Genomic DNA, 26,259 nt, shown 5'->3' on the forward strand with positions numbered 1-26,259 from the left:
GCACGACCAACGCGACAGCGGCAGGCCGCCCCTGGCGCTCGCGGTCGGTCAGTCCCGGCAGGCCCAGGTCGGCCAACCGGCCCCGCCACGTGCGCACGGTGTCCACGTGCACTCCCACCTCAACGGCGATCCGCGCGTTGGACCTGCCCCGAGCCGCCCGGAACACGATCTGCGCCCGCACTCTGGCCCCGGTACTCGGTCTTGTGGCCACAGGCCGCCTTCTTCAACCGGTGCCGCTGGGCGGCGGTCAGGACTGTCGGGCGCGCGGCAGCAACAGGCAAGGCAGGCAAGCCGATCAGAGGGTACGCCGACATCAGGCGGCTCAGGAGAGTTCGTGTCGAGTTCCGTCGGCGACTGCATGGAGCTTGTCGGGATTGGCCACGTTGTGGATGGTCGAGATGCGGCCTTCCGGATCGAAGCCGAAGGTCAGCGTGGCGATCACGCGGTCCGGGCCGCGGAAGACCACGCCCGGGCCGCCGTTGATCCAGGTGAGTTCTGCCCGCATCTGCCCGGGCTCGATGCCCTGGTAGGTCGTGGTGCCGAGCGCGGCGAACCAACGGGCCACGGTCTCCAGGCCGATGACCGGTTTGAGGGCCTGGCGGACCTTGCCGCCGCCATCGGTCCACAGGGCCACGTCCGGGGAGAGCAACTCCATGAGGGTGTTGATGCCGCCGCCCGCCGTCGCCGCGAAGAAGCGCTCGGCGACGTCGCGTTGGCGGGCGCGGTCCGCGGTGAAACGGGGCCGACGGGCCTGGACGTGCTCGCGGGCACGGTGCGCGGCCTGCCGGACCGCCGCCTCCGAGCGTTCCACCGCCTCCGCGATCTCCGCATAGCTGAAGGCGAAGGCCTCCTTCAGTACGAAGACCGCGCGCTCCAAGGGACTCAGCGTCTCCAGCACAACCAGCAGGGCCATGGAGACCGAGTCCGTCGTGGCGACGCCGTCAGCTGTGTCCGGGCCGGTGAGGATCGGCTCGGGGAGCCATGGCCCGACGTAGGTCTCGCGCTGGTGGCGAGTCGAACGAAGCCGCTCCATCGCCAGGTTGGAGACGATCCGGGTCAGGTAGGCCTTGGGGTCGGCGACCTCGGAACGGTCGGCCGCCGACCACTTGAGCCACGCGTCCTGGACCACGTCCTCGGCGTCGGCGGCGGAGCCGAGGACGCGGTAGGCGACGGAGAAGAGCAGGGTGCGGTACTGCTGGAAGGCAAGCTGGTCGGGGCCGGCCTGCTGCGGCTGGGTCACTTGGCGCTCCGAATCCGGGTGTAGCGGCCGCCGTGCGGCCAGAACGCGCCCGAGACGGGCATCTTCTTCATGCGGGCGAAGGTCGGCCACGGCACGGCGGTGACCGTTTCCTTGTACTGTGCGGCTCGCTTGCCGGTCAGCACGATCCGGCGCGGGCTGTCGTCGGGGTGGGTGAACTGCACGACGGCGTCGTTCCGACCCAGACTGACAGGTGTGTGGTAGTAGCCGAAGCGGAAGGGCTTGGGCTCCTTGCCGGCCAGCACCCGCAGGATCGAGAGGGCCGCGTGCACGCCGGTGGGCATACCCCCCTGACAGGTCCCGTGCATCACGCCGTAGCCCCGGCGGATCGCCGCCGCATCGCCCACGGCATAGACGTCCGGGTGGGAGACCGAGCGCAGCGCGCTGTCGGTGACCACCCGGCCGCGCTCGTCGACGGTCAGACCCGCGGCGGCCGCCAGCGGCGAGACACGGGTGCCGCTGGTCCACAGCACCGCGCCCGCCGGGATGCTGGAGCCGTCAGCACCTTGGCCACCTCGACGCCGCTGCGCACCCGCACGCCGAGCCGGGCGAGCGCCTCGTCCAAGTAGGCCTTGGCCTTCGGGTGCATGCTCGCGCCCGGCTCCTGCCGACCCAGCAGCACCACCTGGAGCTCCGGGTACCGCTCGGCGATCTCCGCGGCGGCCTCGACGCCGGTGAGGCCGCTGCCGCCGACCACGACGGTCCCACCGTCGAGCCGGGTCAGCCGGTCGGCGAGGAGGGCGGCGTCCTGCGGGCCGTTGAGGGTGTAGGCGTGGTCGTCCACGCCGGGGACGGCAACGGTGTTCGCGATGCCGCCCAGGCCGTAGACCAGGGTGTCGTAGCGCAGGACCCGGTCGTCGTCGATCCGGACGGTCTTCGTCTCGGCGTCCACGGCGGTGACCCAGCCACGGACGAAGCCGGCGCCGGTGCCGTCCAGCAGCTCCGGGATGTTCATCTCGGCCGTCTCCTGACCGGTGGCGGTCATGTGCAGTCGGAGCCGCTCGGTGAAGGTGTCGTAGGGGTTGACCAGCGTCACTCGCAGGTCTCCGCGTTTCCTGGTGCGGGCCGCGAGCTGGATCGCGGCGGAGAGCCCGGCGTAGCCGGCGCCCAGGACCAGGACCTCGTGCTGCTGCGCTGCTGTCGCGTTCATCGCTCTGCTGTCTCTTTCGTCTCGGTCGTTCCCGCTGTGCGGACGACCACCAGACGCAAGCTGCCCTTCGGTTCGTGACACGGGGTCGATATGACCCGCGTCGCATCGAGAGCAGAGAGCGTGCGCGGCATCAGCGCTCCGAGCGCCGCGACGCGCTGCATGCAATCATGATCGACTGGCTTCGCACGGGAACTGACGGAACAACAGGATCCGCAGGTCAGCGGCAGGGCCTGGCGCTTCCACGCGGCCCGCGAGCACGACCGCGGTCTTCTGGAGCCGACCACTCGGCCCTCCGCCGCACACACGCAGCGGTCGACTCCACGCCCCACCCTGGACTCGCCTCTCACAACGCACGGATCGCGCAAGAACTTGCACATCTTGCGTCCACTTGCGGTCCCGGAACGCAAGCCCGCGACTACCGCCGAGTCGCAGACCGAACCCCGCGAGCCCCTCAAGCCTGCCCTGGCACCCGCCAGTTGATCGCTTCACCGGCCCGGAAGGGGCACCCGAGCCCCCGCCACTCCGGAGTGATGAGTGCTTCTGGTGAAAATTGCGCTGTTCAAGTTGTAGACCCGCCCACCCAGCTCTGCAATATTTCGATGAAAGAACGCAAATTCCTGCCTCACACTCTGTGCTGATCACTCGTCACCGATCACCCGCACCTTTCTGCTCCTGCACCACTCCGCCAGGAACGAGCCGCCCTCGCCGCCCCACCGGCGCGCGAGCCTCCGCAGGAAGTGACCCGTATGACTCGACCGACTCGACACAAGCAGAGATCCCCCAGGCGGCGCGCGGCGATCGCCGCGCTCGCCTCCGCCGTGATGGTGCTGGGCCTGCCCGCCGTCGGCGCGCACGCGGCCGGCGGTCCCAACGTCGCCGCGGACGCGAAGACCACCGCGGGCAGCACCCGCGGCGCGCACAAGGCCACCAACATCACCGACGGCGACACCGACACCTACTGGCAGGCCGGGAAGAAGTCGGCCCAGTGGGTGCAGACCGACCTCGGGAAGAGCAAGCGCGTCCGACAGGTCGTGCTGCGGCTGCCCGAGGGCTGGCAGACCCGCAAGCAGACGCTGGCGCTCCAGGGCAGCGACGACGGCAAGAGCTTCGCGACGCTCAAGTCATCGGCGCAGTACGTCTTCAGCCCCGGTGACGACAACACCGTGAAGATCTCGGTGCCTTCGACCCTCGCCCGGTACGTGCGGGCCGACTTCAGCGCCAACTCGGTAGCCGGTACGGCCCAGTTGGCCGAGATGCAGGTCCTCACGGCCACCGCCCAGACCCCCAACCTCGCCCAGGGCAAGCCCTTCAGCGAGAGCGGGCACGCCGATGTCTACGGCGCGGCCAACGCCGGTGACGGCAACCGCGACACCTACTGGGAGAGCACGAACAACGCGTTCCCGCAGTGGCTCCAGGTCGACCTCGGCTCGTCGGTCAGGGTCAACCAGGTGACGTTGCGGCTGCCGAGCAGCTGGCCGAGCCGCAGTCAGACGCTCAAGATCCAGGGCTCGACCGACAACCAGAACTTCACCGACCTGACGGCGTCGAAGGCGTATACCTTCGACAGTTCCACCGACCAGTCGACGACCATCGCCTTCGACGCGACGACCACGCGGTACGTGCGCGTGCTGATCACGGCGAACACCGGCTGGCCCGCCGGGCAGGTGTCCGAGCTGGAGGTCTACGGACCGGCGACCGGTGACACGCAGGCGCCCACCGCACCGGGCAACCTGAGCTACACCGAACCGGCCACCGGGCAGATCGAGTTGAACTGGACCGCGGCCACCGACGACACGGCCGTGACCGGCTACGACATCTACGCCAACGGGCAGTTGAGGTCGAGCGTCGCCGGGAACGTGCTGACGTACACCGACACGCAGCCGGCCGGCAGCGACATCACGTACTTCGTGCGGGCCAAGGACGCGGCGGGCAATGTCTCCGCCAACAGCAACAGCGTCACCCGCAAGGGCTCGACCGGCGACACCCAGGCGCCCACCGCGCCGGGCAACCTCGCCTACACGCAGTCGGGCAGCGACGTGAAGCTGACCTGGCAGGCGTCGAGCGACAACGTCCAGGTCACCGGGTACGACGTCTACGCCAACGACCAGCTCCTCAAGTCCCTTGCCGGTGACGTGACTTCGTACACCGACACCCCTTCGGCGACGGCCACGGTCACCTACTACGTGAAGGCCAAGGACGCCGCCGGGAACGTGTCGGTGGCGAGCAACAGCGTCACCCGAGCCGGCAACGGTGCGGGCTCCGACCTCGCACAGGGCAAGCCCATCGAGGCCTCGTCGTACACCTTCACCTATGTCGCCGCGAACGCCAACGACGGCCAGATCGCGACGTATTGGGAGGGCGGGGGCGGTGCCTACCCGGCCACCCTCACCACCAAGCTGGGTGCCAACGCCGACCTCAGTCAGGTCGTCGTCAAGCTGAACCCGGACGCCGCGTGGTCGACGCGTACGCAGAACATCCAGGTGCTGGGCCGGGACCAGGACGCGACCGCGTTCACGAGTCTCGTCGCGGCGAAGGACTACGTCTTCAACCCGGCGAGCGGCAACACGGTGACCATCCCGGTGTCCGGCGCCGCCGCCGACATCCAGCTCAAGTTCGCCTCCAACACCGGTGCCCCGGGCGCCCAGGTCGCCGAGTTCCAGGTGATCGGCACCCCGGCCGCCAACCCTGACCTCAAGGTCACCGGCATCACCCACACGCCCGCGGCCCCGGTCGAGTCGGACGCCATCAGCCTGACGGCGACGGTCACCAACAGCGGCAGCAAGGCGTCCAAGGCCACCGACCTGAACTTCACGCTCGGCGGCACGAAGGCCGCCACGGCGGACGTCCCGGCCCTCGCGGCGGGCGCGTCGACGACGGTCACGGCGAGCATCGGCACCCGGGACGCGGGGAGTTACCCGCTCGGCGCCGAGGTGGACCCGTCCAACAAGGTCATCGAGCAGAACGAGGGCAACAACGTCTACACCGCCCCCGACGCCCTCGTCGTCAAGCCGGTCTCCAGCTCCGACCTGGTCGCCGCACCGGTCGCCTGGACCCCGTCCAGCCCCTCGGCGGGCGACAACGTCACGTTCACCGTGGCGATCAAGAACCAGGGTTCGATCGGCTCGGCCGCCGGCGCGCACGGCGTCACGCTGACGCTCCTGGACGCCAACGGCGCCACCGTCAAGACGCTCACCGGCTCCTACAGCGGCACGATCGCCGCCGGCCAGACGACCGCACCGGTCAGCCTCGGCTCCTGGACGGCCGCCAACGGCAAGTTCACCGTCAAGACGGTCATCGCCGACGACACCAACGAACTCCCGGTCAAGCGGACCAACAACACCACCACGCAGAACCTGTTCGTCGGCCGCGGCGCCGACATGCCGTACGACATGTACGAAGCCGAGGACGGCACAGTGGGCGGCGGCGCCCAGGTCGTCGGACCGAACCGCACCATCGGCGACATCGCGGGCGAGGCGAGCGGCCGCAAGGCGGTGACCCTCAACTCGACCGGCCAGTACGTCGAATGGACCACCCGCGCGTCCACCAACACCCTGGTCACCCGCTTCTCCATCCCCGACGGCACCAACACCACGCTCGACGTCTACGTCGACGGCCAGTTCCTCAAGGTCATCGACCTCACCTCCAAGTACGCCTGGCTGTACGGCGCCGAGACCGCGCCCGGCAACTCGCCGAGCGCCGGTACCCAGCGCCACATCTACGACGAGGCGAATCTCCTGCTGGGCAAGACAGTTCCGGCCGGTTCCAAGATCCGCCTCCAGAAGGACGCGGCCAACACCTCCACGTACGCGATCGACTTCATCAACACCGAGCAGGCGACGGCGACTCCGAACCCGGACCCGGCCGCGTACGTGGTCCCGGCCGGCTTCGCGCAGCAGGACGTGCAGAACGCGCTCGACACGGTCCGCATGGACACCACGGGCAAGCTCGTCGGCGTCTACCTGCCCGCCGGTGACTACGAGACCTCCAGCAAGCTCCAGGTCTACGGCAAGGCGGTCAAGGTCGTCGGAGCCGGGTCGTGGTTCACCCGCTTCCACGCCCCCTCCTCGCAGGAGAACACCGACGTCGGCATCCGGGCCGAGGCCACCGCGAACGGCTCGTCGTTCACCGGCTTCGCCTACTTCGGGAACTACACGTCCCGAATCGACGGACCAGGAAAGGTCTTTGACTTCTCCAACGTCTCCAACATCACCATCGACGACATCTGGGTCGAGCACATGGTGTGCATGTACTGGGGCGCCAACACCGACAACATGACCATCAAGAACTCCCGCATCCGTGACACTTTCGCCGACGGCATCAACATGACGAACGGCTCCACGGACAACCACGTCGTCAACAACGACGCCCGGGCCACGGGCGACGACAGCTTCGCGCTCTTCTCGGCGATCGACGCGGGCGGCGCCGACGAGAAGAACAACCTCTACGAGAACCTGACGTCGACGCTCACCTGGCGTGCGGCCGGTATCGCCGTCTACGGCGGCTTCAACAACACCTTCCGCAACATCCGGGTCGCCGACACCCTGGTCTACTCCGGCATCACGATCTCCTCGCTGGACTTCGGCTACCCGATGAACGGCTTCGGGACCGATCCGACGACGATCGAGAACGTCTCCCTGGACCGAACGGGCGGCCATTTCTGGGGCTCCCAGGTCTTCCCGGCCATCTGGGCGTTCTCGGCCTCGAAGGTCTTCCAGGGCATCCGGGTCAACGACGTCGACATCGACGACTCCACGTACGGAGGCGTGATGTTCCAGACCAACTACGTAGGAGGACAGCCCCAGTTCCCGGTGAAGGACACGATCTTCACCGACATCTCCATCACCAACTCCAAGAAGAGCGGAGACGCGTTCGACGCCAAGTCCGGATGGGGCATCTGGGCCAACGAGCTGCCCGAACCCGGTCAGGGACCCGCCGTGGGTTCGGCGACCTTCGTCAACCTGCGGATGAGCGGCAACGCGCAGGACATCCGCAACACCACGTCCACCTTCACGATCAACGTCCAGTAACTCCCGCCGCTACAAACTGAAGCGGGGCCGCCCTTCCTGACGAGGGCGGCCCCGTTTCGCGCTGTGTCCGTAGTGCCTACCAGCCGACGGCGACCAGGAGCCACTGCGGGTCGGCGTGCGAGATGAACGAGGACTGGCCCGCGACATCGTCGTAAGGGAAGCCGTAGGCAAGCTGGTTGATGGCGTTGTCGTGCCAGAACTTGGCGTAGTAGTTGGCGGGCGCCACCTTGTAGAACTGCGCCGGGTCGGACTGCTGCGACGCCGGCAGGGTCGCCACATGGCGGTTGAGGGCGGCGCACATGTTGGGGTCGGCGGCCAGCGAGCCCGCACACCCGAAGATGTCGGAGGTCGCCGCGTTCACGCCGACCGACTGGGCGTACGACGTGAAGTAGCCGGCGTTGGCGCCGCCCGCGCGGAAGCTCGGGTCGCTGCCGGGCGCGATGATCCGGTACGGCGCCTGGGTCTGGGCCAGCACCTTGAACTGGGTCGGCACCGCGTCCGTGAACCGCTGGAAGGTGGTCGCGCGGTCCTCGGCGAAGGTGGCCCGGTTCTCGCCGACCTCGGTGTCGTAACCGTCCTTGCTGTGCAGGCGCATGGCGAGTTTGAGGCCGAAGGCGTCGACGCGGGTGGTGTTGCCGTTGAAGACGTTGCCGCCGACGGTGAACTCGATGAAGTCGTAGTAGGAGCTGGTGGGTGAGCCCAGGTAGAAGTACATGCGGCCCGCGGAGTTGGCGGGCATGTCGAGGTAGGGCTGCTCGGCGATGGAGTGCGTCTGCCCGTTGAAGCTCCAATACACCTGGCTGTCCGGGTACTTGCCGTTGGTGCGGTTGAGGATCTTCACCTCCACGGCGTAGTTGGCCGCCGGTATGTCACTGGTGCTGCCCCAGAAGTCGTCGGGCGGGGTGGTGCTTCCGGGGCCGTAGACCTGGAACTCCCAGAGGGAGTAGCCCCATTGGGTGGCGCGGGCGGTGCCGTAGAGGCGGACGTAGCGGCCGCTGCCGGTGACGGTGAGGTTCTGGGTGCCGCCGGTGGCGGTCGTGGTGGAGTAGACCGTGGTCCAGGTGGTCGCGTCGGTGGAGGTCTGGATCTGGTAGCCGGTGGCGTACGCGGCCTCCCAGTTGAGCGAGACGCGGGTGATCTGCTGGACCGTTCCAAGGTCCACCTGAAGCCACTGCGGGTCGGCGAAGGCGGAGGACCAGCGGGTGCCGGTGTTCCCGTCGACGGCCGCGCTGGCGGGGAAGGACGCGCTCTCGGTCGAGGACGCGGTGGCGGGCCGTCCTTGGGACAGCAACTGGTCGGCGGCGCGGGCGGGTGAGGGGCTCAGGGCGGCGAAGAAGGCGACGATCAGGACGACGGCCAGACCGAGAGCCGTACGGGAGCGCAGGGCTCCGGTCGGCGGTCTGGCGGATGTACCGGCGGACGTCTGCATGGGGGGTCTCCTCAGCGGGGTTGGGAGCGCTCTCCCCGGGTTGTAGTCCCGCCCTTGCCCGTCGTCAACAACTGAAGCCGAATCAACGGTAGTTCGTCGATGCGGGGGCTCGTGGCCGGACATCCGTTCAGGATCCGACCGCAGACCTCGCTCCGACCGACCCTCTTCCTCCATCACTTGACGCGTCCGGTATGGACCTTTCCGCAGGTGGCAGAGTGGTCACCGCAACATCGCACGCACGGCGAGAACAGTCTTGGGAGAGAAGTCCGTTGAACTCCGGTACCCCGGCCCCCGACAGCTACTACGAGCGCATCGACGAGCACCGTTACAAGCCCACCGCCCACGCGGGCGGCGCCTGGGACCCGGCCGAGCTGCACTTCAGCCCGCTCGGCGGGCTCGTCGTCCACGCCATCGAGCGTCAGTTGGCGCAGCGGCCGGGCGGCGACGGGCTCGTGATGGCGCGGATCAGTTACGACATCCTGGGCCGGCTCGCCCTCGACGAGTGCGAGATCCGGGTGGAGGTCGTCCGCCCCGGCCGCACGATCGAGCTGGTCGAGGCGGTGGTGCTGGTCGCCGACCGGCCGGTGGTGCGGGCCCGGGCCTGGCTCCTCGCCGCGATCGACACCTCCGCCGTGGCGGGCGGCCCCGACGAACGGCTCACGCCTCCCGGTGAGTTGGCCCCCTGGGAGATGAGCGCGCTGTGGCCCGGCGGCTACATCGCCTCCGTGGACGTACGGCCGCTCGCGCCACCCCGGCCGGGCCGTACGACCGCCTGGATCTCCACCCGGCACGCCCTCGTCGCCGGTGAGCCCAGCAGCCCGCTCGCGTCCTACCTCGCGCTCGTCGACACCGCGAACGGCATCGCCGTACGCCAGCCGCCGACCGCCTGGATCTACCCGAACGTCGACCTGACCGTCCACCTGCACCGCCAACCCGTGGGCGACTGGACGGGGTTGGACACGACGGTCACCTTCGGGCCCACCGGACAGGGCCTGACCAGCACGGTGCTGCACGACGTCAACGGCCCGGTGGGGCACGCGTTGCAGATGCTCACCGTGCGGCCCGCGTCGGAGCAGTGAGCGTGGTTCCTTTGTCGTGCTGAAGCGGGAGGCGTCTCAGCTCGCCGCGGAGACCGCTTCCCACGCCGCTTCGGGGTCGAGGCGCAGCGCGGGCCGGGTCCGCTTGAACTCGGCGGCCAGCGCCTCGACGTCCGGGAGTCCGTCGACGGACACGGCGAAACCGCGGAACAGGGTCGCGCAGTACTCGGCGGACAGGAGCGTGGCGTCCCAACGGCCCTCCGGCCACACCCACTGGTAGGTCGGGTGGTGCAGATTGACGAACTGCAGGGTGGCCAGGTCCAGTTCGACCACGCGGAAGGTCCCTTCCTCGACGGCCTCCGCGAGCAGGCCGGTGATCAGCCGCTCGAAGTCGGCGCGTTGCCGCAGCACCCGCTCCAACTCCCGGTCTCTGAGGCTGCGGTAGTCGTGCTCGTAGACCCAGATGTGGTCGAGTCTGCGGAAGATGATCGTCAGCAACGACTCGGACAGCAGCCGCAGTCGCAACAGTGGCGGCTCGTCGAGGTCCGCGATCTGCTGGGCACGGGCCAGCAGCGGGTCGAGGACCCGCGACTGGATCTCGATGAGGAGGTTCTCCTTGGAGCCGATGTAGTAGTACAGGGCGCCCTTGGCGAGTCCGACCGCGCGGCCGAGGTCGTTGATGGAGGTCGCCGCGTAGCCCTGTCGCGCGAACAGGGCCGCCGCGATGTCGATGATCTTCTCGCGTCTGACTTCGAAACCCGGCCCGTGACCCGGCGGTCCTGGCATGTCCGCTCCCCCTTGCTGTGCCGCGTCCGGCGCCCTGCCCGCGCCCGCTCCCGCCGCCTCAGACCGTACGCCCCACGATCAGCCACTTCGACGGCAGCTCGATGCGCGCGCCGTCCGCCGTGAACTCGGTGGTGATCAACGGCAGTTCGCCGCGCGCGACGACGGTGAGGCCGGCTGCCCGCAGGAGTTCCGGCACCTCGTCGTCGGACACCTCGCCGGGGACGATGCCGTGGCGCAGGACCGGGGCGAGTTTCGCGGGCGGTCCTGCCGGGTCCTGGGCCAGTTCGCCCAGGATCGGGCCGGCGGCTTCGGCGAGTTCGACGAGGAAGGCGTGGCCGCGCTCCCCGATCAGCGCGGCGATGCCGTCGACCAGCGGCTGCCGGTCGTCGGGCTCGACCTGGTGCAGTACGCCCCTCATGTAGACGTTGGCGTCGCCGAGTTCGGCGTGCAGGGTCTCGACCTCGGTCTTGTCGGCGGCGTCCAGCAGCCGGTAGGTCGCCTGCCCCGCCGGGTCCGCGTGCCGGGCGTGGTCGAGGGCGGCGGCGGACAGGTCGACGCCGACGACATGGGTGAACCGGTCGGCGAGGAACCGGGTCTGCGTGCCGTTGCCGCAGCCGAGGTCCACCATCTGGAGGCCGGGATCACGCAACTTCGGTTCGAACAGGGCGAGATGGAGCCCGACCGTCTGGGCCGCCGCCGCGTCCCAGAAGACGGCTCCTTGTCCGTCGGGCGCCTCGCGCCAGAAACCTTCCCAGGCCTCCCGGTACCGACTGGTCACGCTCATGCCCAACTCCCCAGGATGCGAGGCCGTTCCGCCATAAGTGACGGGCCAGTACGGTCTATCGCGCCCCGGTCCTGCTCACAAGCACACGGCGCATTCCTTCACCGCTCATTCGACCGGTGTACGCCGTTGTGCGCCCCTTGTGCCCCGCCCGTCGCGCCCGCTTCAGCGGCGGGGCAGGGTGAGTTCGAACCAGACGGTCTTGCCCGTGGTCGTACGGCTGGCGCCCCATTCGCGGGCTAGTACGCCGACCAGGCGCAGGCCGCGGCCGAACTCGGCGTCGGGGCCCGCGCCGAGCAGGGACGGCAGGGTGGGGTCGTCGTCGTCCACCTCGCACAGCAGCGTGTCGCCGCGCACCAGGCGCAGTGCGACGCGGCGGCCGTGGGAGTGCCGTACGGCGTTGGTGACCAGCTCGCCCGCCAACAGGGCGGCGTTGTCGGCGAGTTTGGCCAGGCCCCACTCGTGGAGCTGTTCGCGGACCACCGCGCGGGCCCGGCCGGCCTCGACCGGGTCGAGGGTGAGCCGCCATTCGGCGACGTCGTCGGGCTCGATGCCGTTCAGGCGGGCCATCAGCAGTGCGACGTCGTCCTTGCGGCCACCGCGGGTGTTCAGGGTGCGGATGATGGTGTCGCACGCGTCGTCCATGGACGCGGCCGGATGCGCGGCCGACTCGCTCAGGGCCGCGAGTCCTACGCCGATGTCCTCGCCGCGCACCTCGACGAGACCGTCGGTGCACATCACGAGCCGGTCGCCGGGCGCCACGCGCACGCGTACCGCCTCGAAGGGCACCCCGCCGACGCCGATGGGCGCACCGGTGGGCAGGTCGAGCAGCTCGCTGCGGCCGTCGTCGGCGCGCACGATCACCGGTGGGATGTGACCCGCGTTGGCGATGTGGAGTTCGCTCGCGATCGGGTCGTAGATCACGTACAGGCAGGTCGCGAGGTACGAGTCGCCGAGGCGCTGGGCCAAGTCGTCGAGGTTGCGCAGGAGTTGGGCGGGCGGCAGGTCCATGGCGGCCATGGTCTGCACGGCGGTGCGCAACTGGCCCATCATCGCGGCCGAGTTGAGGCCGTGGCCCATGACGTCGCCGACGACGAGCGCGGTGCGGGCGCCGGGCAGTTTCACCGCGTCGAACCAGTCGCCGCCGACCCGTCCGAGCAGCGTGCCCGGCAGATAGCGGGTGGCTATGTCGCAGCCCGCCATGAGCGCCGGGATGTGCGGCAGCATGCTGTCCTGGAGGGTCTCGGCGACACTCTCCTGGTAGGTGTACATGCGCGCGTTGTCGAGCACCAGGCCCGCGCGGGCGGCGAGTTCGGCGCCGGTGACGCGGTCCATGTCGTTGAACTCGACGCGCTCCGGGTGGCGCAGCAGGATCATGAAGCCGAGGACGACATTGCGTGCCTTGAGCGGCACGACGAGCATGGAGCGGCCGGTGATCAGCGGCCTGATGTCGCGCTTCTCGAACTGCGAGGCGATCATGTGCCCCATCTGCTCGCTGATGCGCGGCACGAGGACGGGTTCGCCGGTGGTCATGCACTGGAAGAACGGGGTGTGCGCCGGGAACGGCATGGCCTCGCCGACCGGTACGACGTCGTCCCAGCGGCCGGGTTCGTCGGTGTGCTCCAGGGCGACCCGGTGCCACATGGTGGTCGTGTCCGGCACACCGTCCGGGAACCCCTCACCGGCGACGACCTGTTCGCGGAGGTAGGTGCCGGCGACGTCCGTGAACTTGGGTACGACCGCCTTGCTGACCTCGATGATGGTCTGGGCGAGGTCGAGCGAGGTGCCGATGCGGCCGCTGACCTCGTTCAGGAACTCCAACCGCTCGCGTACGGCGACGTATTCGAGGTCCTCGCCCTCGTCCGCGACCTCCTGCGGCGCCGGGAGTCCTTCGGCGACCGCGAGGGCGGCCCGCTCGCGGCGCGCCTTGCGCTCGGCGCGGCGGGCGACGCCCCAGTCGGGGGTCACCGGCACCCGCTCGTTCCGGCTGAACTCCAGGACGGGGTAGCCCAGTTCGAGGACCTGCGCGACGATGCGGGCGCTCTCGTCGACGCTCATGCTGGGCAGGATCTCGGGGAGCCTGCGGGCGAGTTCGTCGGCGCCGGGGAAGTCGGTGTGATGCGCGAAGCCGGGCGCTATGCGCTCGAAGGCACCGTCCCCTTCGGGGAGGTCCTGGCGCAGTCCGCCCGCGTCGGCGGCGAGCACCAGCAGCCGTTCCTGTCCGGGGCCGACGAGCGGGTAGGCCCACCACAGGACGTCCACGCGGTCGCTCCCCCAGCCTTCGGCCGGGCGGATCCCCATCTCGCTTCGCTCGGGGACGGTGAGGCGGGCGCGGCCCGCGGCCGGGTAGGAGAGCCGTCCGTCGAGGGAGGACTCCAGGTCGGGGCCCAGTCCGTCGTAGGCGGCGAACGCGCCGTAGGGACCGGTCTGTTCGTCCACGCCGTAGGGACCGGTCTCGTCTTCGTCGGGCAGGGCGCCGGAGACGGGGAGCAGGTCGAGGGCGGGCTGGCCGATGGCCTCTTCCCTGGTGGCGCCGAACAGGCGTCGGGCGCCGCGGCTCCAGTGGGAGACGAGGCCGTCGCGGTCGATCAGGATCACGGCCAGCGGGACGCGACCCGCCGCGGTGTGCTCCGTCACCACGTCGTCCCCGGCCCCGCGGCCGGGAGCTGCCTCCCGCTCGGTGCCACGGTCCATGACCCAGGCCCTCTCTCCCCACGGCTCCGCAAGATCTGTGCCGCCACTCACCACGCTACGGGGGCGGCCGGTGGCGATGTGTGGCATTCCTGGAATTGGTTCCACTCCATCGCACCGGCGTGCGCCTCCGTGCTCTGTGGGGCAGGAGTCAGTCCTCGTGGCCGAGTTGGAGATCGCGCTCGGTGCGTCCCCCGCCCGCCACTTGGAGCACGGTGGCCACGGGCGGGTACCCGGCGGCGATCACCGTGTACTCGCCGGAGGACAGGTCGATGAACCGGAACGTTCCGTCGGGCCCCGTGGTGAGGGTGTCCACGACGTTGCCCGCCGCGTCCAGCAGCGTCACGCGCGCGTCCTCGACGGGCCGTCCGCCGCTCGCCCTGACCGTGCCGCGCAGCACGGCGCCGCCGGCGAGTTCGACGTCCTGGCGGGTCTCGCGGGAGGCCTGGACGCTGACGGGGAGCGCGGCCGGGCGGAACGCGGGCGCGCTGGCCGCGAGGGTGTACTCGCCGGCCACCAACTCGCTGATCACATAGGTGCCTTCGCGCCCGCTGCGAGTGCTGGCGACAACCTCGCCGTGCACGTTGGTGAGCGTTACGGCGGCCTCCCGCACCGGGGTGCCGTCCGCGGTCAGCACGCTCCCGGCGAGGCGTCCGGCGCCGCCGAGGACGACGTCCAACTCGACCGGCCGCTCGCCGACGGTCACGGACACCGCCTGCGGCTGGTGCCCACCGGCCGCCGCGATCAGGACGTACGACCCGGAGCCGGGCGTCGACAGCGCGTACCGCCCGTCCGGGCCGCTGGCGCCGCGCCCGATCTGCTGTCCGGAGACGTCGATGAGGGTGAGCGCGGCCCGGGGTACGACGGTCCCGTCGGGGTGCTGCACCGTGCCGCAGACGGGGATTCCGGCCGCGTACGCCGAACGGGCCTGCGGGATCGGGGAGTTGAGGGGCGCGGCCTCGGACGTCTCGGCGGGGGCGTTGTGGGACACCAGGGGTTTCTCCTTGAGGAAGAAGGCGATGAGCAGGCCGAGGGCGAGCACCGGCACCAGGTAGAGGAAGATCCGCGGCATGGCGTCGGCGTACGCCTGGATGTAGCCGTCGCGCAGCGCCGGGGGCAGCGTGTGGACGAGCTGCGGGGTGATGGACTCGGGGTCGGGGAGGCCGGCGCCCGCGCGCGCGGGGATCCGGTCGCGGAGGGCGTCGGTGAGCCGGTTGGCAAAGAGGGTGCCGAAGATGGCGGCGCCGACGCTGCCGCCGATCTGCCGGAAGTAGTTGTTGGCGCTGGTGGCGGTGCCGAGGTCGGCGGGCCGTACGGAGTTCTGCACGGCGAGGACGAGGACGGGCATCACCATGCCGATGCCGGCGCCGAGGACGGCCATCCAGACGCTGTACTGCAGCCGGGAGGTGTCGACTTCGAGGCGGGACAGCAGCCACATGCCGAGGGTGGCCAGCGCGCTGCCGAGGAGGGGGTAGATCTTGTAGCGGCCGGTGTGGCTGATGAGTTGGCCGGAGATGATCGACGCGCCGACGATGCCGCCCATCATGGGCAGCATCAGCAGTCCCGACTCGGTGGCGCTCGCCCCGTCGACCATCTGCAGGAAGGTCGGCAGATAGCTGGCGGCCCCGAACAGCGCGACCCCGATCACCAGGCCCACGAGAGCGGTGACGTTGAAGACGGCGTCCTTGAACAGCCGTAGCGGGATGAGGGGTTCGGGCGCGAGGCGCTCGGCGACGAGGAAGAGGACCGCGGCGGCCACGGCTCCGGCGCCGAGCCCGAGGATGACGCGCGAGCCCCAGGCGTACTCGGTCCCGCCCCAACTGGTCAGCAGCACCAGGCACGTTGAGGCGGCGGCGAGCAGCAGTGCGCCGAGGAGGTCGAGGCGCGCCTTGACGGTGGGCTTCGGCAGCTTCAGTACGACGGTGACGACGGCGAACGTCACCACGCCGAACGGCACGTTGATGTAGAAGCACCAGCGCCAGGAGAGGTGGTCGGTGAAGTAGCCGCCGAGCAACGGCCCTGCCACGGAGGCGAGTCCGAAGGTGGCGCCGATCAGGCCCATGAACCGGCCGCGCTCCCGGGGCGGCACGATGTCCGCGATGATCGCCTGCACGCCGATCATGAGACCGCCCGCGCCGATGCCCTGCACCGCGCGGAAGGCGATGAGTTGGTCCATGGACTGGGCGCGGCCCGAGAGCGCGGAGCCGATGACGAAGACGCCGATCGCGAACTGGAACACGCTCTTGCGGCCGAGGAGGTCGCCGAGTTTGCCGTAGACCGGCAGGCCGACCGTGGAGGTGAGGAGGTAGGCGGTGATCGCCCAGGACATCTTCTCCAGGCCGTGCAGTTCGCCGACGATCTTCGGAAGCGCGGTGGCGACGATCATCTGGTCGAGGGCCGCGAGGAGCAGCGCGAGCATCAGGCCGAGGAACACCAACCGCACGCGGCGCGGGCTCAGTTCGGCCTTGTCGACGGGTGCGGGGACCGGTGTCTCCGGGGGCGCCGGGGCCTGTTCGTCCTGCACCAGAGTCGTCCCGCCCACGTACCGCTCCCCTCGTCGCGCCTGCCGCACAATTCCCGCTTTAGGCGACAACTGTGAGCAAGCGTGACGAGTTACGGCGTACGCCCGGCTCGCACGGAGATCCACTCGAACCGGTGAGGGACGCGGCCGGAGCGTCAACGCGCCCTGGCGGCTTGGCCCTTGGGGCCTACTTCTCGACCTCGGCGGCGAGCCTGTCGAGGACCAGGTCGTAGATGCGGGCGAGGCCCTTGGGGGCGAAGGTGCGCTCGAAGAAGCCGCCGATGCCGGTGGCACCGTTCCAGGTGCTGGTCACGACGACGCGGGACTTGCCCTCGCCGGCCGGGGTGACCCGCCAGGTGGTGACCATGGTGGAGTTGCGGTCCTTCTCAACCAGTTCGCCGTCGGTGGGCTCGCCGACCTCCAGGAGGCAGTCGCGGACGCGCTTGCTGGTGGCCTGGAGCTTCCAGTGGACGAGAGTGCCCTCGCCGTCGCCGCCCTCGCGCACCTCGTACTCGCTGAACTGCTCGGGCAGCACCTTCGCGCGCGTGCCGCTGTAGTCGGCGAGGGCGTCGAAGACAGCCTCCGCGTCGGCTGCGACGACCCGCTCGGTAGTCGCCTCGACCTGCGCCATCGGTTTCCTCCAGGACATGAGTCAGGACATCGGTTCTCGGGGTCGGGGCAAGCCAACCACCCCCGCCCACGGCCACCCAAATCGGGGTGCCTCAAGGCGTCGGAAGCGATCGGGAATGACACTTGCACAGTAATTCGAACAAGTGTTTCACTCGGAGGGCAGGCCTACTTAGGAGGCGTCATGCGCTGGGAGAACCTCACCGTCGAGTCCGGCGGCCACAGCCGGGCGGCCGACGCCGCACTGTTCGGCGCGGACGCCGTGGTCAGCCGTACCTTCGACACACCAGAGTTCCGCGGGATCACCTTCCACGAGGTGCGGGCCCGCTCGATCATCAACCGGGTGCCGGGGGCCTCCCGCATGCCCTTCGAGTGGACGGTCAACCCGTACCGGGGCTGCTCGCACGCGTGCGTGTACTGCTTCGCCCGCAAGTCGCACAGCTACCTGGACCTCGACACCGGCCTCGGCTTCGACTCGCAGATCGTGGTCAAGGTGAACGCGCCGGACCTGCTGCGCCGCCAGCTCGGCTCCCGGCGCTGGCTGGGCGAGCACATAGCGATGGGCACGAACGTCGACTGCTACCAGCGCGCGGAGGGCCGCTACCGGCTGATGCCGGGCATCCTCGGCGCCCTGCGCGACCACGCGAACCCCTTCTCGATCCTGACGAAGGGCACGCTGATCCTGCGCGACCTGGACCTCCTGGTGCAGGCCTCCGAGGTCACCGACGTCGGCATCTCGGTCTCCGTCGGCTTCACCGACCCGGCGCTGTGGCGCACGGTGGAGCCCGGCACGCCCTCCCCGGAGCGGCGCCTGGACGCCGTACGGACCCTGACCGAGCACGGCATCGACGTCGGGGTGCTGATGGCCCCGGTGATCCCCTTCCTGAGCGACCACCCGGCCCAACTGCGCGCCACCGTAAGGGCGATAGCGGCCTCCGGGGCCAGCTCGGTGACTCCCCTGGTGCTGCATCTGCGGCCCGGCGCCCGCGAGTGGTTCATGGCCTGGCTCGGGCAGCACCACCCGCATCTGGTCCGCCGTTACGAGCGGCTGTACGCGGAGGGCGCGTACGCCCCGAAGTGGTACCAGCGCCGGATCACCCGTCAGGTCCACGACCTGGCGCAGGAGTACGGCATCGGTCCCGCGCGCGCGGGGATGCCGCGCCGGATTCCCGAGCCGCCGGACCCCGCGGACGAGCCGGTTTCCGAGCCGACGCAGCTCACTCTGATCTGAGGGCGACGGTCTGCGGGCGTTTCTCAGCGATCCGAGGGCGTTCGAGCGCATCCGGCGGCCCAATTGGGTCAAGTATCGGCCGAACAGGTTCTTCCGCCCCGAGTATTCGGGACTATGCGGCGAGGACCGACCGCGAGAAGCCGCGGTCCGCTGCCTCTCCGCCCTGGGAGGACTCATGAGAAAACGCGTAGCCGTACTGTGCGGTGCCGCCGTCGTCGTGGCCGGGACGGTCACCGCGCTCCCCGCCGACGCGAGCACCGCGCACCCCACGACCACCGTCCGGACGGCGAAGCTCAGCTGGAAGAGCTGCGCCACCACCGACTACCCGACGCTCCAGTGTTCGAGCGTCAAGGTCCCCCTGGACCACGCGAACCCGCACGGCGGGCAGATCTCGCTCGCCCTGTCCCGCGTCCCGCACACCGCGAAGACCTACCAGGGCCCGCTGCTGGTCAACCCCGGCGGCCCCGGCGGCAGTGGGCTGACCCTCGCGGGCTTCGTCGCGTCCTCGCTGCCCAAGGCGGTGGCGTCCCAGTACGACGTCATCGGCTTCGACCCGCGCGGCGTCGGCAAGAGCACTCCCGCCCTCGACTGCAAGCCCGGCTACTTCAACCCGGTCCGCCCCGACTCGGTGCCGAGCACCCCGGCGCTGGAAAAGGCCAACCTCACGCGCGTGAAGGCGTACGCGGCGGCCTGCGGCAAGAAGTACGCGAGCGTGCTGCCGTACATCGACACGATCAGCGCCGTGCAGGACATGGACTCGATCCGAGCAGCACTCGGCGCGAAGAAGATCAACTACTTCGGTTACTCGTACGGCACCTACCTGGGCGCGGTGTACGCGAAGCTCTTCCCGGAGCGCGTACGTCGCCTGGTCCTGGACTCCATCGTCGATCCCACGGGCGTCTGGTACGACGACAACCTCGGCCAGGACTACGCCTTCAACGACCGCCAGCAGGCGCTCATGGCGTGGATCGCGAAGTACGACTCGACGTACAAGCTCGGTACCGACCCGGCCAAGATCGAGGCCAAGTGGTACGCGATGCGGAAGGCGCTGGCCAAGAAGCCGGCCGGCGGGAAGGTGGGGGCCTCCGAGCTGGAGGACACCTACATCCCCGGCGGGTACTACAACGGCTACTGGCCTTATCTCGCCGAGGCGTTCGCGGCCTACGTGAACGACAAGAACGCCGATCCGCTGGTCGAGGCATACGACAACTTCGCCGCGATCGACGCCTCCGGAGACAACGGGTACAGCGTCTACACGTCGGTGCAGTGCCGTGACGCGTCCTGGCCGCGCGACTGGAACCAGTGGCGCAAGGACAACTGGGCGGCCTACGACAAGGCGCCGTTCATGGTGTGGAACAACGCCTGGTACAACGCGCCGTGCGCGTTCTGGCCGACGCGGACGAAGCAGCCGATCAACATCGCCAACGGCAAGCTGCCGCCCGTGCTGCTGTTCCAGGCGACGAACGACGCGGCCACTCCGTACGAGGGCGGCGCCACGGTCCACCAACTCCTGGCCGACTCCAGCTTCGTGGTCGAGCAGGGCGGCGGTAACCACGGCATCACGCTGAGCGGGAACGCCTGCCTGGACAAGTACCTGGCGACGTATCTGACCAACGGCAAGGTGCCGCGCAGCGGCGGCGAGGTCGACGCGGTGTGCCAGAAGACGCCGGACCCGAAGCCACTGACCACGGCGAAGTCGGCGACGAGCACGGCACATGGCTCGACGCTGCACGGCTTGTTGGGCTTCCGCGGCTGAGCACGACCGAGCAGGGCTGAGTACTGCCCACCGTCCCCGTCGGTCCGTCGGGGACGGTGGGCATCCTCGTTGTCAGACCCATGGTCCACGATGGACGCATGAGTGAACTGACGAGGATCCCCGCCCCCGACGGCGTCGCCCCCGCGACGGCCTACACGCACGTCGTCATGGGCACCGGCCGCTTCGTCGCGGTCTCCGGCCAACTCGCCCTGGACGAGGACGGCAAGCTCGTCGGCGAGGGCAACGCGGCGGCCCAGGCCCGCCAGGTCTTCGAGAACCTCCGCCGCTGCCTCGCCTCAGCGGACGCCACCTTCGACGACGTGGTCAAACTGACCTACTTCGTCACGGACATGGCCCACATGCCGGCGATCCGCGAGGCCCGCGCGGCACACATACCCGACGACCGGCTCCCCGCCGCCTCGGCCGTACAGGTCGCCGCGCTGGTGCGACCGGAGTTCCTGATGGAGATCGAGGCGTTCGCGGTGGTGGGCGGATACAACGCGTAGGGGACGGGGCGAACTGCTCACCGCTGCCGAGGAATCCGCCCCAGCGCATGCACCGCCGCCTCCGCCAGCGCCGGGTGGGCCAGCGCGTCGTTCAGTACCGGTCTGGCGCGCGGGTCGGCCAGTTCGCCGAGGCCCTCCACGCAGGCGAGGGCCACGCGGCGGTACGGGTCGTGCGGGCGGAGGCGGCGTTGCAGCGTGGTGATGAGGGCGGGGACGGATTCGGGGGCGTGGAGGTCGGCCAGGAGGCGGACGGGGTGCAGCGCGTAGGCGACGCGGAGTTCGTTGGTGGCGAGGGCGGCTGCCGCGCGGGCGGTGCGGGGGTCGTCGAGGCGGGCCAGGGCGTACGCGGCGGAGGCGCAGCGGGGTGGGTCGCGGTGGTTGAGGAACAGGACGAGGGACTCGAAGGCACGCCGGTCGCCCGCGAGGCCGAGGCGGAACGCGGCCAACTCCCGGGCCCAGAGTGGTTGCCCCACGGCCGTGAGCACATCCGCCAGCTCGTCGAGGTCGCCGGTCGCCGCCAGATGCTCGTACGGCACCGTCCCTCCCGACTCCTGCCGTAAGCGCTCCGTGAGTGATCGCAACTCTTCGTCCATGAAGCCGAGCCTAGGCGGGTCGTGAGAGGGGCGGGACGTACATCACAAACTCCGGGGGCTGGCGCGCTCGTTACTCACCGGTTAAGCTCAGGTGAGCGAGTTACCCACTCGCGGATCTCCTTACGGTGGCCTGGTGACGCAGCCGCCGTGAGTGCAGTCGGTTCGGTGCCTCGTGTACCGCGGTACGACCAGGCCTGGGACAGGGCCGGTCGGAACTCTCTCTTCTCGCCGGGCGTGTGCGCTCGTTGCCCGGCATCACCCGCACTCCTTCTCGCACTCCGTGCGCCCCTCGGCGTACGGGTGCGCTCCCAGTCGTCACCCTCATTCCAGGAGTCCCGCGATGGCAACTCCCCTGCCCGACGCCCCCCTGTCCCCGTTCAAGACCATTGCCGTGGTCGGTCTCGGCACGATGGGCACCGGTATCACCGAGGTCCTCGCCCGGGCCGGCCGCGAGGTCATCGGTATCGACGTCAGCGAGGCCGCGACCGCCCATGCCGTCGCCGCTCTGGAGAACGCGACCGCCCACGCCGTGCGGCGCGGCCGGCTGACCGAGCAGGAGCGCACCGACGCCCTGGCCCGCGTCCGCACCTCCACCGACCTGGGCGCCGCGGCCGACGCCGACCTGGTCATCGAGGTGGCCCCGGAGTCGTACGAGATCAAGCACCAGATCTTCCGCGCGCTGGACGACATCGTGCGTCCCGACACCATCCTCGCGACCGGCACGAACGCCCTCTCCGTGACCCGGCTGGCGGCCGATTCGGCGCGCCCCGAGCGGGTGCTCGGGCTGCACTTCTTCAACCCGGCGCCCGCGATGAAGCTGGTCGAGGTCGTGTCCTCGGTGCTGACCGCGCCCACCGCCGTCGCCGCCGTCACCGACCTCGCGATCGAGCTGGGCAAGGAGCCCGTCGCGGTCGGCGACCGGCCCGGGTTCGTCGCGGACGGGCTGCTGTTCGGCTACCTCAACCAGGCGGCCGCGATGTACGAGGCGAAGTACGCCTCCCGCGAGGACATCGACGCGGCGATGCGGCTCGGCTGCGGGCTCCCCATGGGCCCGCTCGCGCTCCTGGACCTCATCGGCATCGACACCGCGCGCACGGTCCTGGAGGCCATGTACTCCGAGTCCCACGACCGTCTGCACGCCCCCGCGCCGATCCTGAAACAGCTCAGCGAGGCGGGCCTGACCGGCCGTAAGACGGGTCGCGGCTTCTACTCCTACGAGACTCCGGGCAGCGCGACCATCGTGCGGGACGCGCTGACCCCACCGGAGGGCGCGCGGCTCACCCCCGGCCGTACCGTGCGCTCGGTCGGGGTCGCCGGTTCCGGGACCATGGCGTCCGGTATCGCCGAGGTCTTCGCCAAGGCCGGGTACGAGGTCGTGCTCGCCGCCCGTAGTGAGGAGAAGGCGCAGGTCGCCAAGTCCCGTATCGGCAAGTCGCTTTCGCGCTCCGTCGACAAGGGCCGGATGACCGCCGAGGCCGCCGCCGAGACCCTGGACCGGATCACCGCGGCGGGCTCCTACGACTCCTTCGCCGACGTCGATCTGGCCGTCGAGGCGGTCGCCGAGGACCTGGAGATCAAGCAGCAGCTGTTCGCGACGCTGGACAAGGTCTGCAAGCCGGGCGCGGTCCTGGCCACCACGACCTCGTCGCTCCCGGTCGTCGCGTGCGCCCGCGCCACCTCGCGTCCGCAGGACGTGATCGGCATGCACTTCTTCAACCCCGCACCGGCCATGAAGTTGGTCGAGGTCGTCCGTACAGTCTTGACGGATGTTGACGTCCAATCAACAGTGCACGAGGTCTGCGTCAAGATCAAGAAGCACGCGGTTGACTGTGGTGACCGAGCTGGATTCATCGTCAATGCACTGCTTTTCCCGTACCTCAACAACGCGATCAAGATGGTGCAGGAGCACTATGCGTCTCTTGACGACATTGATGCCGCGATGAAGCTGGGCGGCGGCTACCCGATGGGCCCCTTCGAGCTGTTGGACGTCGTCGGGCTCGATGTCTCCCTCGCGATCGAGAAGGTCCTGCACCGCGAGTTCCGCGACCCGGGCCTGGCTCCGGCACCGCTTCTGGAGCACCTGGTGGCCGCGGGCTGCCTCGGCCGCAAGACGGGCCGCGGCTTCCGCGAATATGCCCGCCGCTGAGGATCCCGGCGACCGGTTCGCGGCCGACGGCGACTGGGGCGGGCTGCTCGATCCCACCGGAGAACCCCTGCCCACGGCGGGCGGGGGAAACCCCGGACGTGCGCGCCAAGCTGCGCACATGCAGTACGTTCGGGTCATGCCCCAGCCCGCCAAGCCCTCCCGTACACCTGCCACGCCCGACGCACCGGAGAGTGCCGCGGGCAGTCGCGCCGCCGCCCAGCGCCTCAAGATGCGGCGCGAGTTGGCGGCGGCCGCGATGGAGCTGTTCGCGACCAAGGGGTACGAGGCGACCACCGTCGACGAGATCGCGGCGGCGGCCGGGGTCGCGCGCCGGACGTTCTTCCGCCACTTCCGCTCCAAGGAAGAGGCGATCTTTCCCGACCATGACGACACCTTGATCCGGGCCGAGGCGGTACTCAATGCCGCCCCCGCGCACGAGCACCCGCTCGACACGGTGTGCCGGGGCATCAAGGAAGTCATGCGCATGTACGCGGCCCAGCCGGAGATCTCGGTCGCCCGCTACAAGCTGACGCGCGAGGTACCCACCCTGCGCGAGGCCGAGATCGCGTCGGTGGCCCGCTACGAGCGGCTGTTCACGCGCTATCTCCTGGGCCACTTCGACGAGCACGCACACGACGACGACGCCAACGACGACCCGTTGCTCGCCGAGGTGGCCGCCTCGGCCGTGGTCACCGCCCACAACCACGTGCTCCGGCGCTGGCTGCGGGCCGGCGGCCAGGGCGACGTCGAGGCACAGCTCGACCACGCCTTCGGGATCGTACGGAAGACGTTCGGGAGCGGCATCGGCGCCGGCCGCACCGCGACCCCCAAGCCGACCACCGCGGCGGTGCACCAGAACGGCGAGGTCCTGGTGACGGTCGCCCGCACCGACGCCCCGCTGGACGAGGTCATGCGGACCATCGAAGAGGCACTGCGGGACCGCTGAGCCCCTCACCTGCGTGTGATGACGGCCACCCCACGGGGTGGCCGTTTTGGCATGTCAGAGCAGATTTTCAGGCACCTTTCAGACCCCGTTCGATCGATCATCGCTCATTTGTTACGTAAAGATTTCACCTGAGAGCGATTCATGGCACTCGGTGCCTTGCGGGGTGACACGCAGTGTCATACGTTGAAGGTGTCCGGGCGGCCGGCGTGCAGAGATCTTCCGTACGTCGGCTGTCCCCGCAACCCACCACTGGGCTGCGCGCCCGGACGCCTGCGTCACAGGCAACCTCCCGCGCCACAAAGCGCTGCCGAAGCACCACCCGCCGAACCGACGGCACCTCAGCACCCACCCTCAGCAGCAGCACCGACGTAACCATCGGCGCCCCTCCCTCAGGGCGCACTTCGCCGGAGGCAATACCGTGACCGTGAAGGACATCCTCGAAGCGATCCAGTCGCCGGACTCGACTCCGGCCGATTTCGCCGCCCTGCCGCTCCCCGAGTCGTACCGCGCGATCACCGTGCACAAGGACGAGACGGATATGTTCGCGGGCCTCACCACCCGCGACAAGGACCCCCGCAAGTCGATCCACCTGAACGACGTCCCGGTGCCCGAACTCGGCCCGGGCGAGGCCCTGGTGGCCGTGATGGCCTCCTCGGTCAACTACAACTCCGTGTGGACCTCGATCTTCGAGCCGCTGTCGACGTTCGGCTTCCTGGAGCGCTACGGCAAGCTCAGCGAGCTGACCAAGCGGCACGACCTGCCGTACCACATCATCGGCTCCGACCTCGCGGGCGTCGTCCTGCGCACCGGCCCCGGCGTCAACGCCTGGAAGCCCGGTGACGAGGTCGTCGCGCACTGCCTGAGCGTGGAGCTGGAGTCGAGCGACGGGCACAACGACACGATGCTCGACCCCGAGCAGCGGATCTGGGGCTTCGAGACGAACTTCGGCGGGCTCGCCGAGATCGCGCTCGTCAAGTCCAACCAGCTGATGCCCAAGCCGGGCCACCTGTCGTGGGAGGAGGCCGCCGCCCCGGGCCTGGTGAACTCCACCGCCTACCGGCAGCTGGTCTCCCGCAACGGCGCCGGCATGAAGCAGGGCGACAACGTCCTCATCTGGGGCGCGAGCGGCGGACTCGGCTCGTACGCCACGCAGTTCGCGCTCGCGGGCGGCGCCAACCCCATCTGTGTCGTCTCCAGCGAGCAGAAGGCGGACATCTGCCGGGCGATGGGCGCCGAGGCGATCATCGACCGCACCGCCGAGGACTACAAGTTCTGGGCCGACGAGCACAACCAGGACCCGCGCGAGTGGAAGCGGTTCGGCAAGCGCATCCGTGAACTCACGAGCGGCGAGGACGTGGACATCGTCTTCGAGCACCCGGGCCGCGAGACCTTCGGCGCAAGCGTTTACGTCACCCGCAAGGGCGGCACGATCGTCACCTGCGCCTCGACCTCCGGGTACAACCACGAGTACGACAACCGCTACCTGTGGATGTCCCTGAAGAAGATCATCGGCTCGCACTTCGCCAACTACCGCGAGGCCTGGGAGGCCAACCGGCTGGTCGCCAAGGGCAAGATCCACCCCACGCTCTCCAAGGTGTACTCCCTGGAGGAGACCGGGCAGGCCGCCTACGACGTCCACCGCAACCTCCACCAGGGCAAGGTCGGGGTCCTGTGCCTCGCCCCCGAGGAAGGCCTCGGCGTGCGCGACGAGGAGAAGCGCGCCCAGCACATCGACGCCATCAACCGCTTCCGGAACATCTGAGGGCTGAGGTCC

At 69.7% G+C, this 26,259-nt stretch carries 16 protein-coding genes and 2 pseudogenes; 8 read left to right on the forward strand and 10 right to left on the reverse strand.

The features are described from left to right. Positions 1–28 precede the first annotated feature (28 nt). The 3 genes and pseudogenes from SPR02S_RS65275 to SPR02S_RS57445 form a co-directional block, all read right to left on the reverse strand. Positions 29–211 (reverse strand): annotated as a pseudogene (locus SPR02S_RS65275) (helix-turn-helix domain-containing protein); the annotation flags it as partial. A gap of 111 nt (positions 212–322) precedes the next feature. Continuing rightward, the gene (locus SPR02S_RS41345) at positions 323–1,240 is read right to left on the reverse strand and encodes an RNA polymerase sigma-70 factor (protein WP_019062910.1); all 918 of its coding nucleotides are present in this window, start codon (positions 1,238–1,240) and stop codon (positions 323–325) included. After that, positions 1,237–2,408, reverse strand: a pseudogene (locus SPR02S_RS57445) (NAD(P)/FAD-dependent oxidoreductase). The gene SPR02S_RS41345 and the pseudogene SPR02S_RS57445 overlap by 4 nt, the downstream one beginning before the upstream one ends. Positions 2,409–3,154: 746 nt before the next feature. Here SPR02S_RS57445 and SPR02S_RS41355 point away from each other — a divergent pair. Next, positions 3,155–7,435: a discoidin domain-containing protein gene (locus tag SPR02S_RS41355; RefSeq protein ID WP_019062911.1), complete on the forward strand. Its 4,281-nt coding sequence runs from the start codon at positions 3,155–3,157 to the stop codon at positions 7,433–7,435. Positions 7,436–7,511: 76 nt separating this feature from the next. Here SPR02S_RS41355 and SPR02S_RS41360 read toward each other — a convergent pair whose 3' ends face one another. Further along, positions 7,512–8,864 carry a beta-1,3-glucanase family protein gene (locus tag SPR02S_RS41360; protein WP_019062912.1) on the reverse strand — a complete coding sequence of 451 codons (1,353 nt, stop codon included), beginning with the start codon at positions 8,862–8,864 and terminating at the stop codon, positions 7,512–7,514. A gap of 269 nt (positions 8,865–9,133) precedes the next feature. On the opposite strand from SPR02S_RS41360, the gene SPR02S_RS41365 reads away from it, so the two are divergent. Next, the gene (locus SPR02S_RS41365) at positions 9,134–9,943 is read left to right on the forward strand and encodes a thioesterase family protein (RefSeq protein WP_019062913.1); all 810 of its coding nucleotides are present in this window, start codon (positions 9,134–9,136) and stop codon (positions 9,941–9,943) included. 36 nt (positions 9,944–9,979) lie between these two features. Here the strand turns inward: SPR02S_RS41365 and SPR02S_RS41370 are convergent, their stop codons facing one another. The 5 genes from SPR02S_RS41370 to SPR02S_RS41390 all read right to left on the reverse strand — a co-directional run bounded on the left by SPR02S_RS41370 (position 9,980) and on the right by SPR02S_RS41390 (position 17,311). Then, positions 9,980–10,687 carry a TetR/AcrR family transcriptional regulator gene (locus SPR02S_RS41370; RefSeq protein ID WP_019062914.1) on the reverse strand — a complete coding sequence of 236 codons (708 nt, stop codon included), beginning with the start codon at positions 10,685–10,687 and terminating at the stop codon, positions 9,980–9,982. 58 nt (positions 10,688–10,745) lie between these two features. Then, positions 10,746–11,471 carry a class I SAM-dependent methyltransferase gene (locus tag SPR02S_RS41375; protein ID WP_019062915.1) on the reverse strand — a complete coding sequence of 242 codons (726 nt, stop codon included), beginning with the start codon at positions 11,469–11,471 and terminating at the stop codon, positions 10,746–10,748. A gap of 162 nt (positions 11,472–11,633) precedes the next feature. Next, positions 11,634–14,162 carry a SpoIIE family protein phosphatase gene (locus tag SPR02S_RS41380; protein ID WP_019062916.1) on the reverse strand — a complete coding sequence of 843 codons (2,529 nt, stop codon included), beginning with the start codon at positions 14,160–14,162 and terminating at the stop codon, positions 11,634–11,636. A 148-nt stretch (positions 14,163–14,310) separates the two neighbouring features. After that, positions 14,311–16,701: an MFS transporter gene (locus SPR02S_RS41385; protein WP_019062917.1), complete on the reverse strand. Its 2,391-nt coding sequence runs from the start codon at positions 16,699–16,701 to the stop codon at positions 14,311–14,313. Between the two features lie 166 nt (positions 16,702–16,867). Then, positions 16,868–17,311, reverse strand: coding sequence for an SRPBCC family protein (locus tag SPR02S_RS41390; RefSeq protein ID WP_019062918.1), 444 nt, complete (start codon positions 17,309–17,311; stop codon positions 16,868–16,870). Between the two features lie 180 nt (positions 17,312–17,491). Between SPR02S_RS41390 and SPR02S_RS41395 the strand changes: the two genes are divergently transcribed. The 3 genes from SPR02S_RS41395 (at position 17,492) to SPR02S_RS41405 (ending at position 20,800) form a co-directional block, all read left to right on the forward strand. After that, the gene (locus tag SPR02S_RS41395; protein WP_019062919.1) at positions 17,492–18,538 is read left to right on the forward strand and encodes an Rv2578c family radical SAM protein; all 1,047 of its coding nucleotides are present in this window, start codon (positions 17,492–17,494) and stop codon (positions 18,536–18,538) included. Between the two features lie 175 nt (positions 18,539–18,713). Then, entirely contained in the window at positions 18,714–20,294 is a 1,581-nt protein-coding gene (locus SPR02S_RS41400) for an alpha/beta hydrolase (protein WP_019062920.1), read from the forward strand. Positions 20,295–20,392: 98 nt separating this feature from the next. Then, positions 20,393–20,800: a RidA family protein gene (locus SPR02S_RS41405; protein ID WP_019062921.1), complete on the forward strand. Its 408-nt coding sequence runs from the start codon at positions 20,393–20,395 to the stop codon at positions 20,798–20,800. 17 nt (positions 20,801–20,817) lie between these two features. Here the strand turns inward: SPR02S_RS41405 and SPR02S_RS41410 are convergent, their stop codons facing one another. Then, positions 20,818–21,393, reverse strand: coding sequence for an adenylosuccinate lyase (locus SPR02S_RS41410; RefSeq protein ID WP_026151334.1), 576 nt, complete (start codon positions 21,391–21,393; stop codon positions 20,818–20,820). Between the two features lie 340 nt (positions 21,394–21,733). Here SPR02S_RS41410 and SPR02S_RS41415 point away from each other — a divergent pair, with 340 nt between their 5' ends. The 3 genes from SPR02S_RS41415 to ccrA all read left to right on the forward strand — a co-directional run bounded on the left by SPR02S_RS41415 (position 21,734) and on the right by ccrA (position 26,247). Continuing rightward, the gene (locus tag SPR02S_RS41415; RefSeq protein WP_019062923.1) at positions 21,734–23,539 is read left to right on the forward strand and encodes a 3-hydroxyacyl-CoA dehydrogenase family protein; all 1,806 of its coding nucleotides are present in this window, start codon (positions 21,734–21,736) and stop codon (positions 23,537–23,539) included. Between the two features lie 118 nt (positions 23,540–23,657). Then, positions 23,658–24,485: a TetR family transcriptional regulator gene (locus SPR02S_RS41420; protein ID WP_026151335.1), complete on the forward strand. Its 828-nt coding sequence runs from the start codon at positions 23,658–23,660 to the stop codon at positions 24,483–24,485. A 418-nt stretch (positions 24,486–24,903) separates the two neighbouring features. Then, positions 24,904–26,247, forward strand: coding sequence for a crotonyl-CoA carboxylase/reductase (ccrA, locus tag SPR02S_RS41425; RefSeq protein WP_019062925.1), 1,344 nt, complete (start codon positions 24,904–24,906; stop codon positions 26,245–26,247). The last annotated feature ends 12 nt before the right edge of the window (positions 26,248–26,259 follow it).

The sequence above is a fragment of the Streptomyces prunicolor NBRC 13075 genome, assembly GCF_000367365.1.
Lineage (GTDB): Bacteria > Actinomycetota > Actinomycetes > Streptomycetales > Streptomycetaceae > Streptomyces > Streptomyces prunicolor.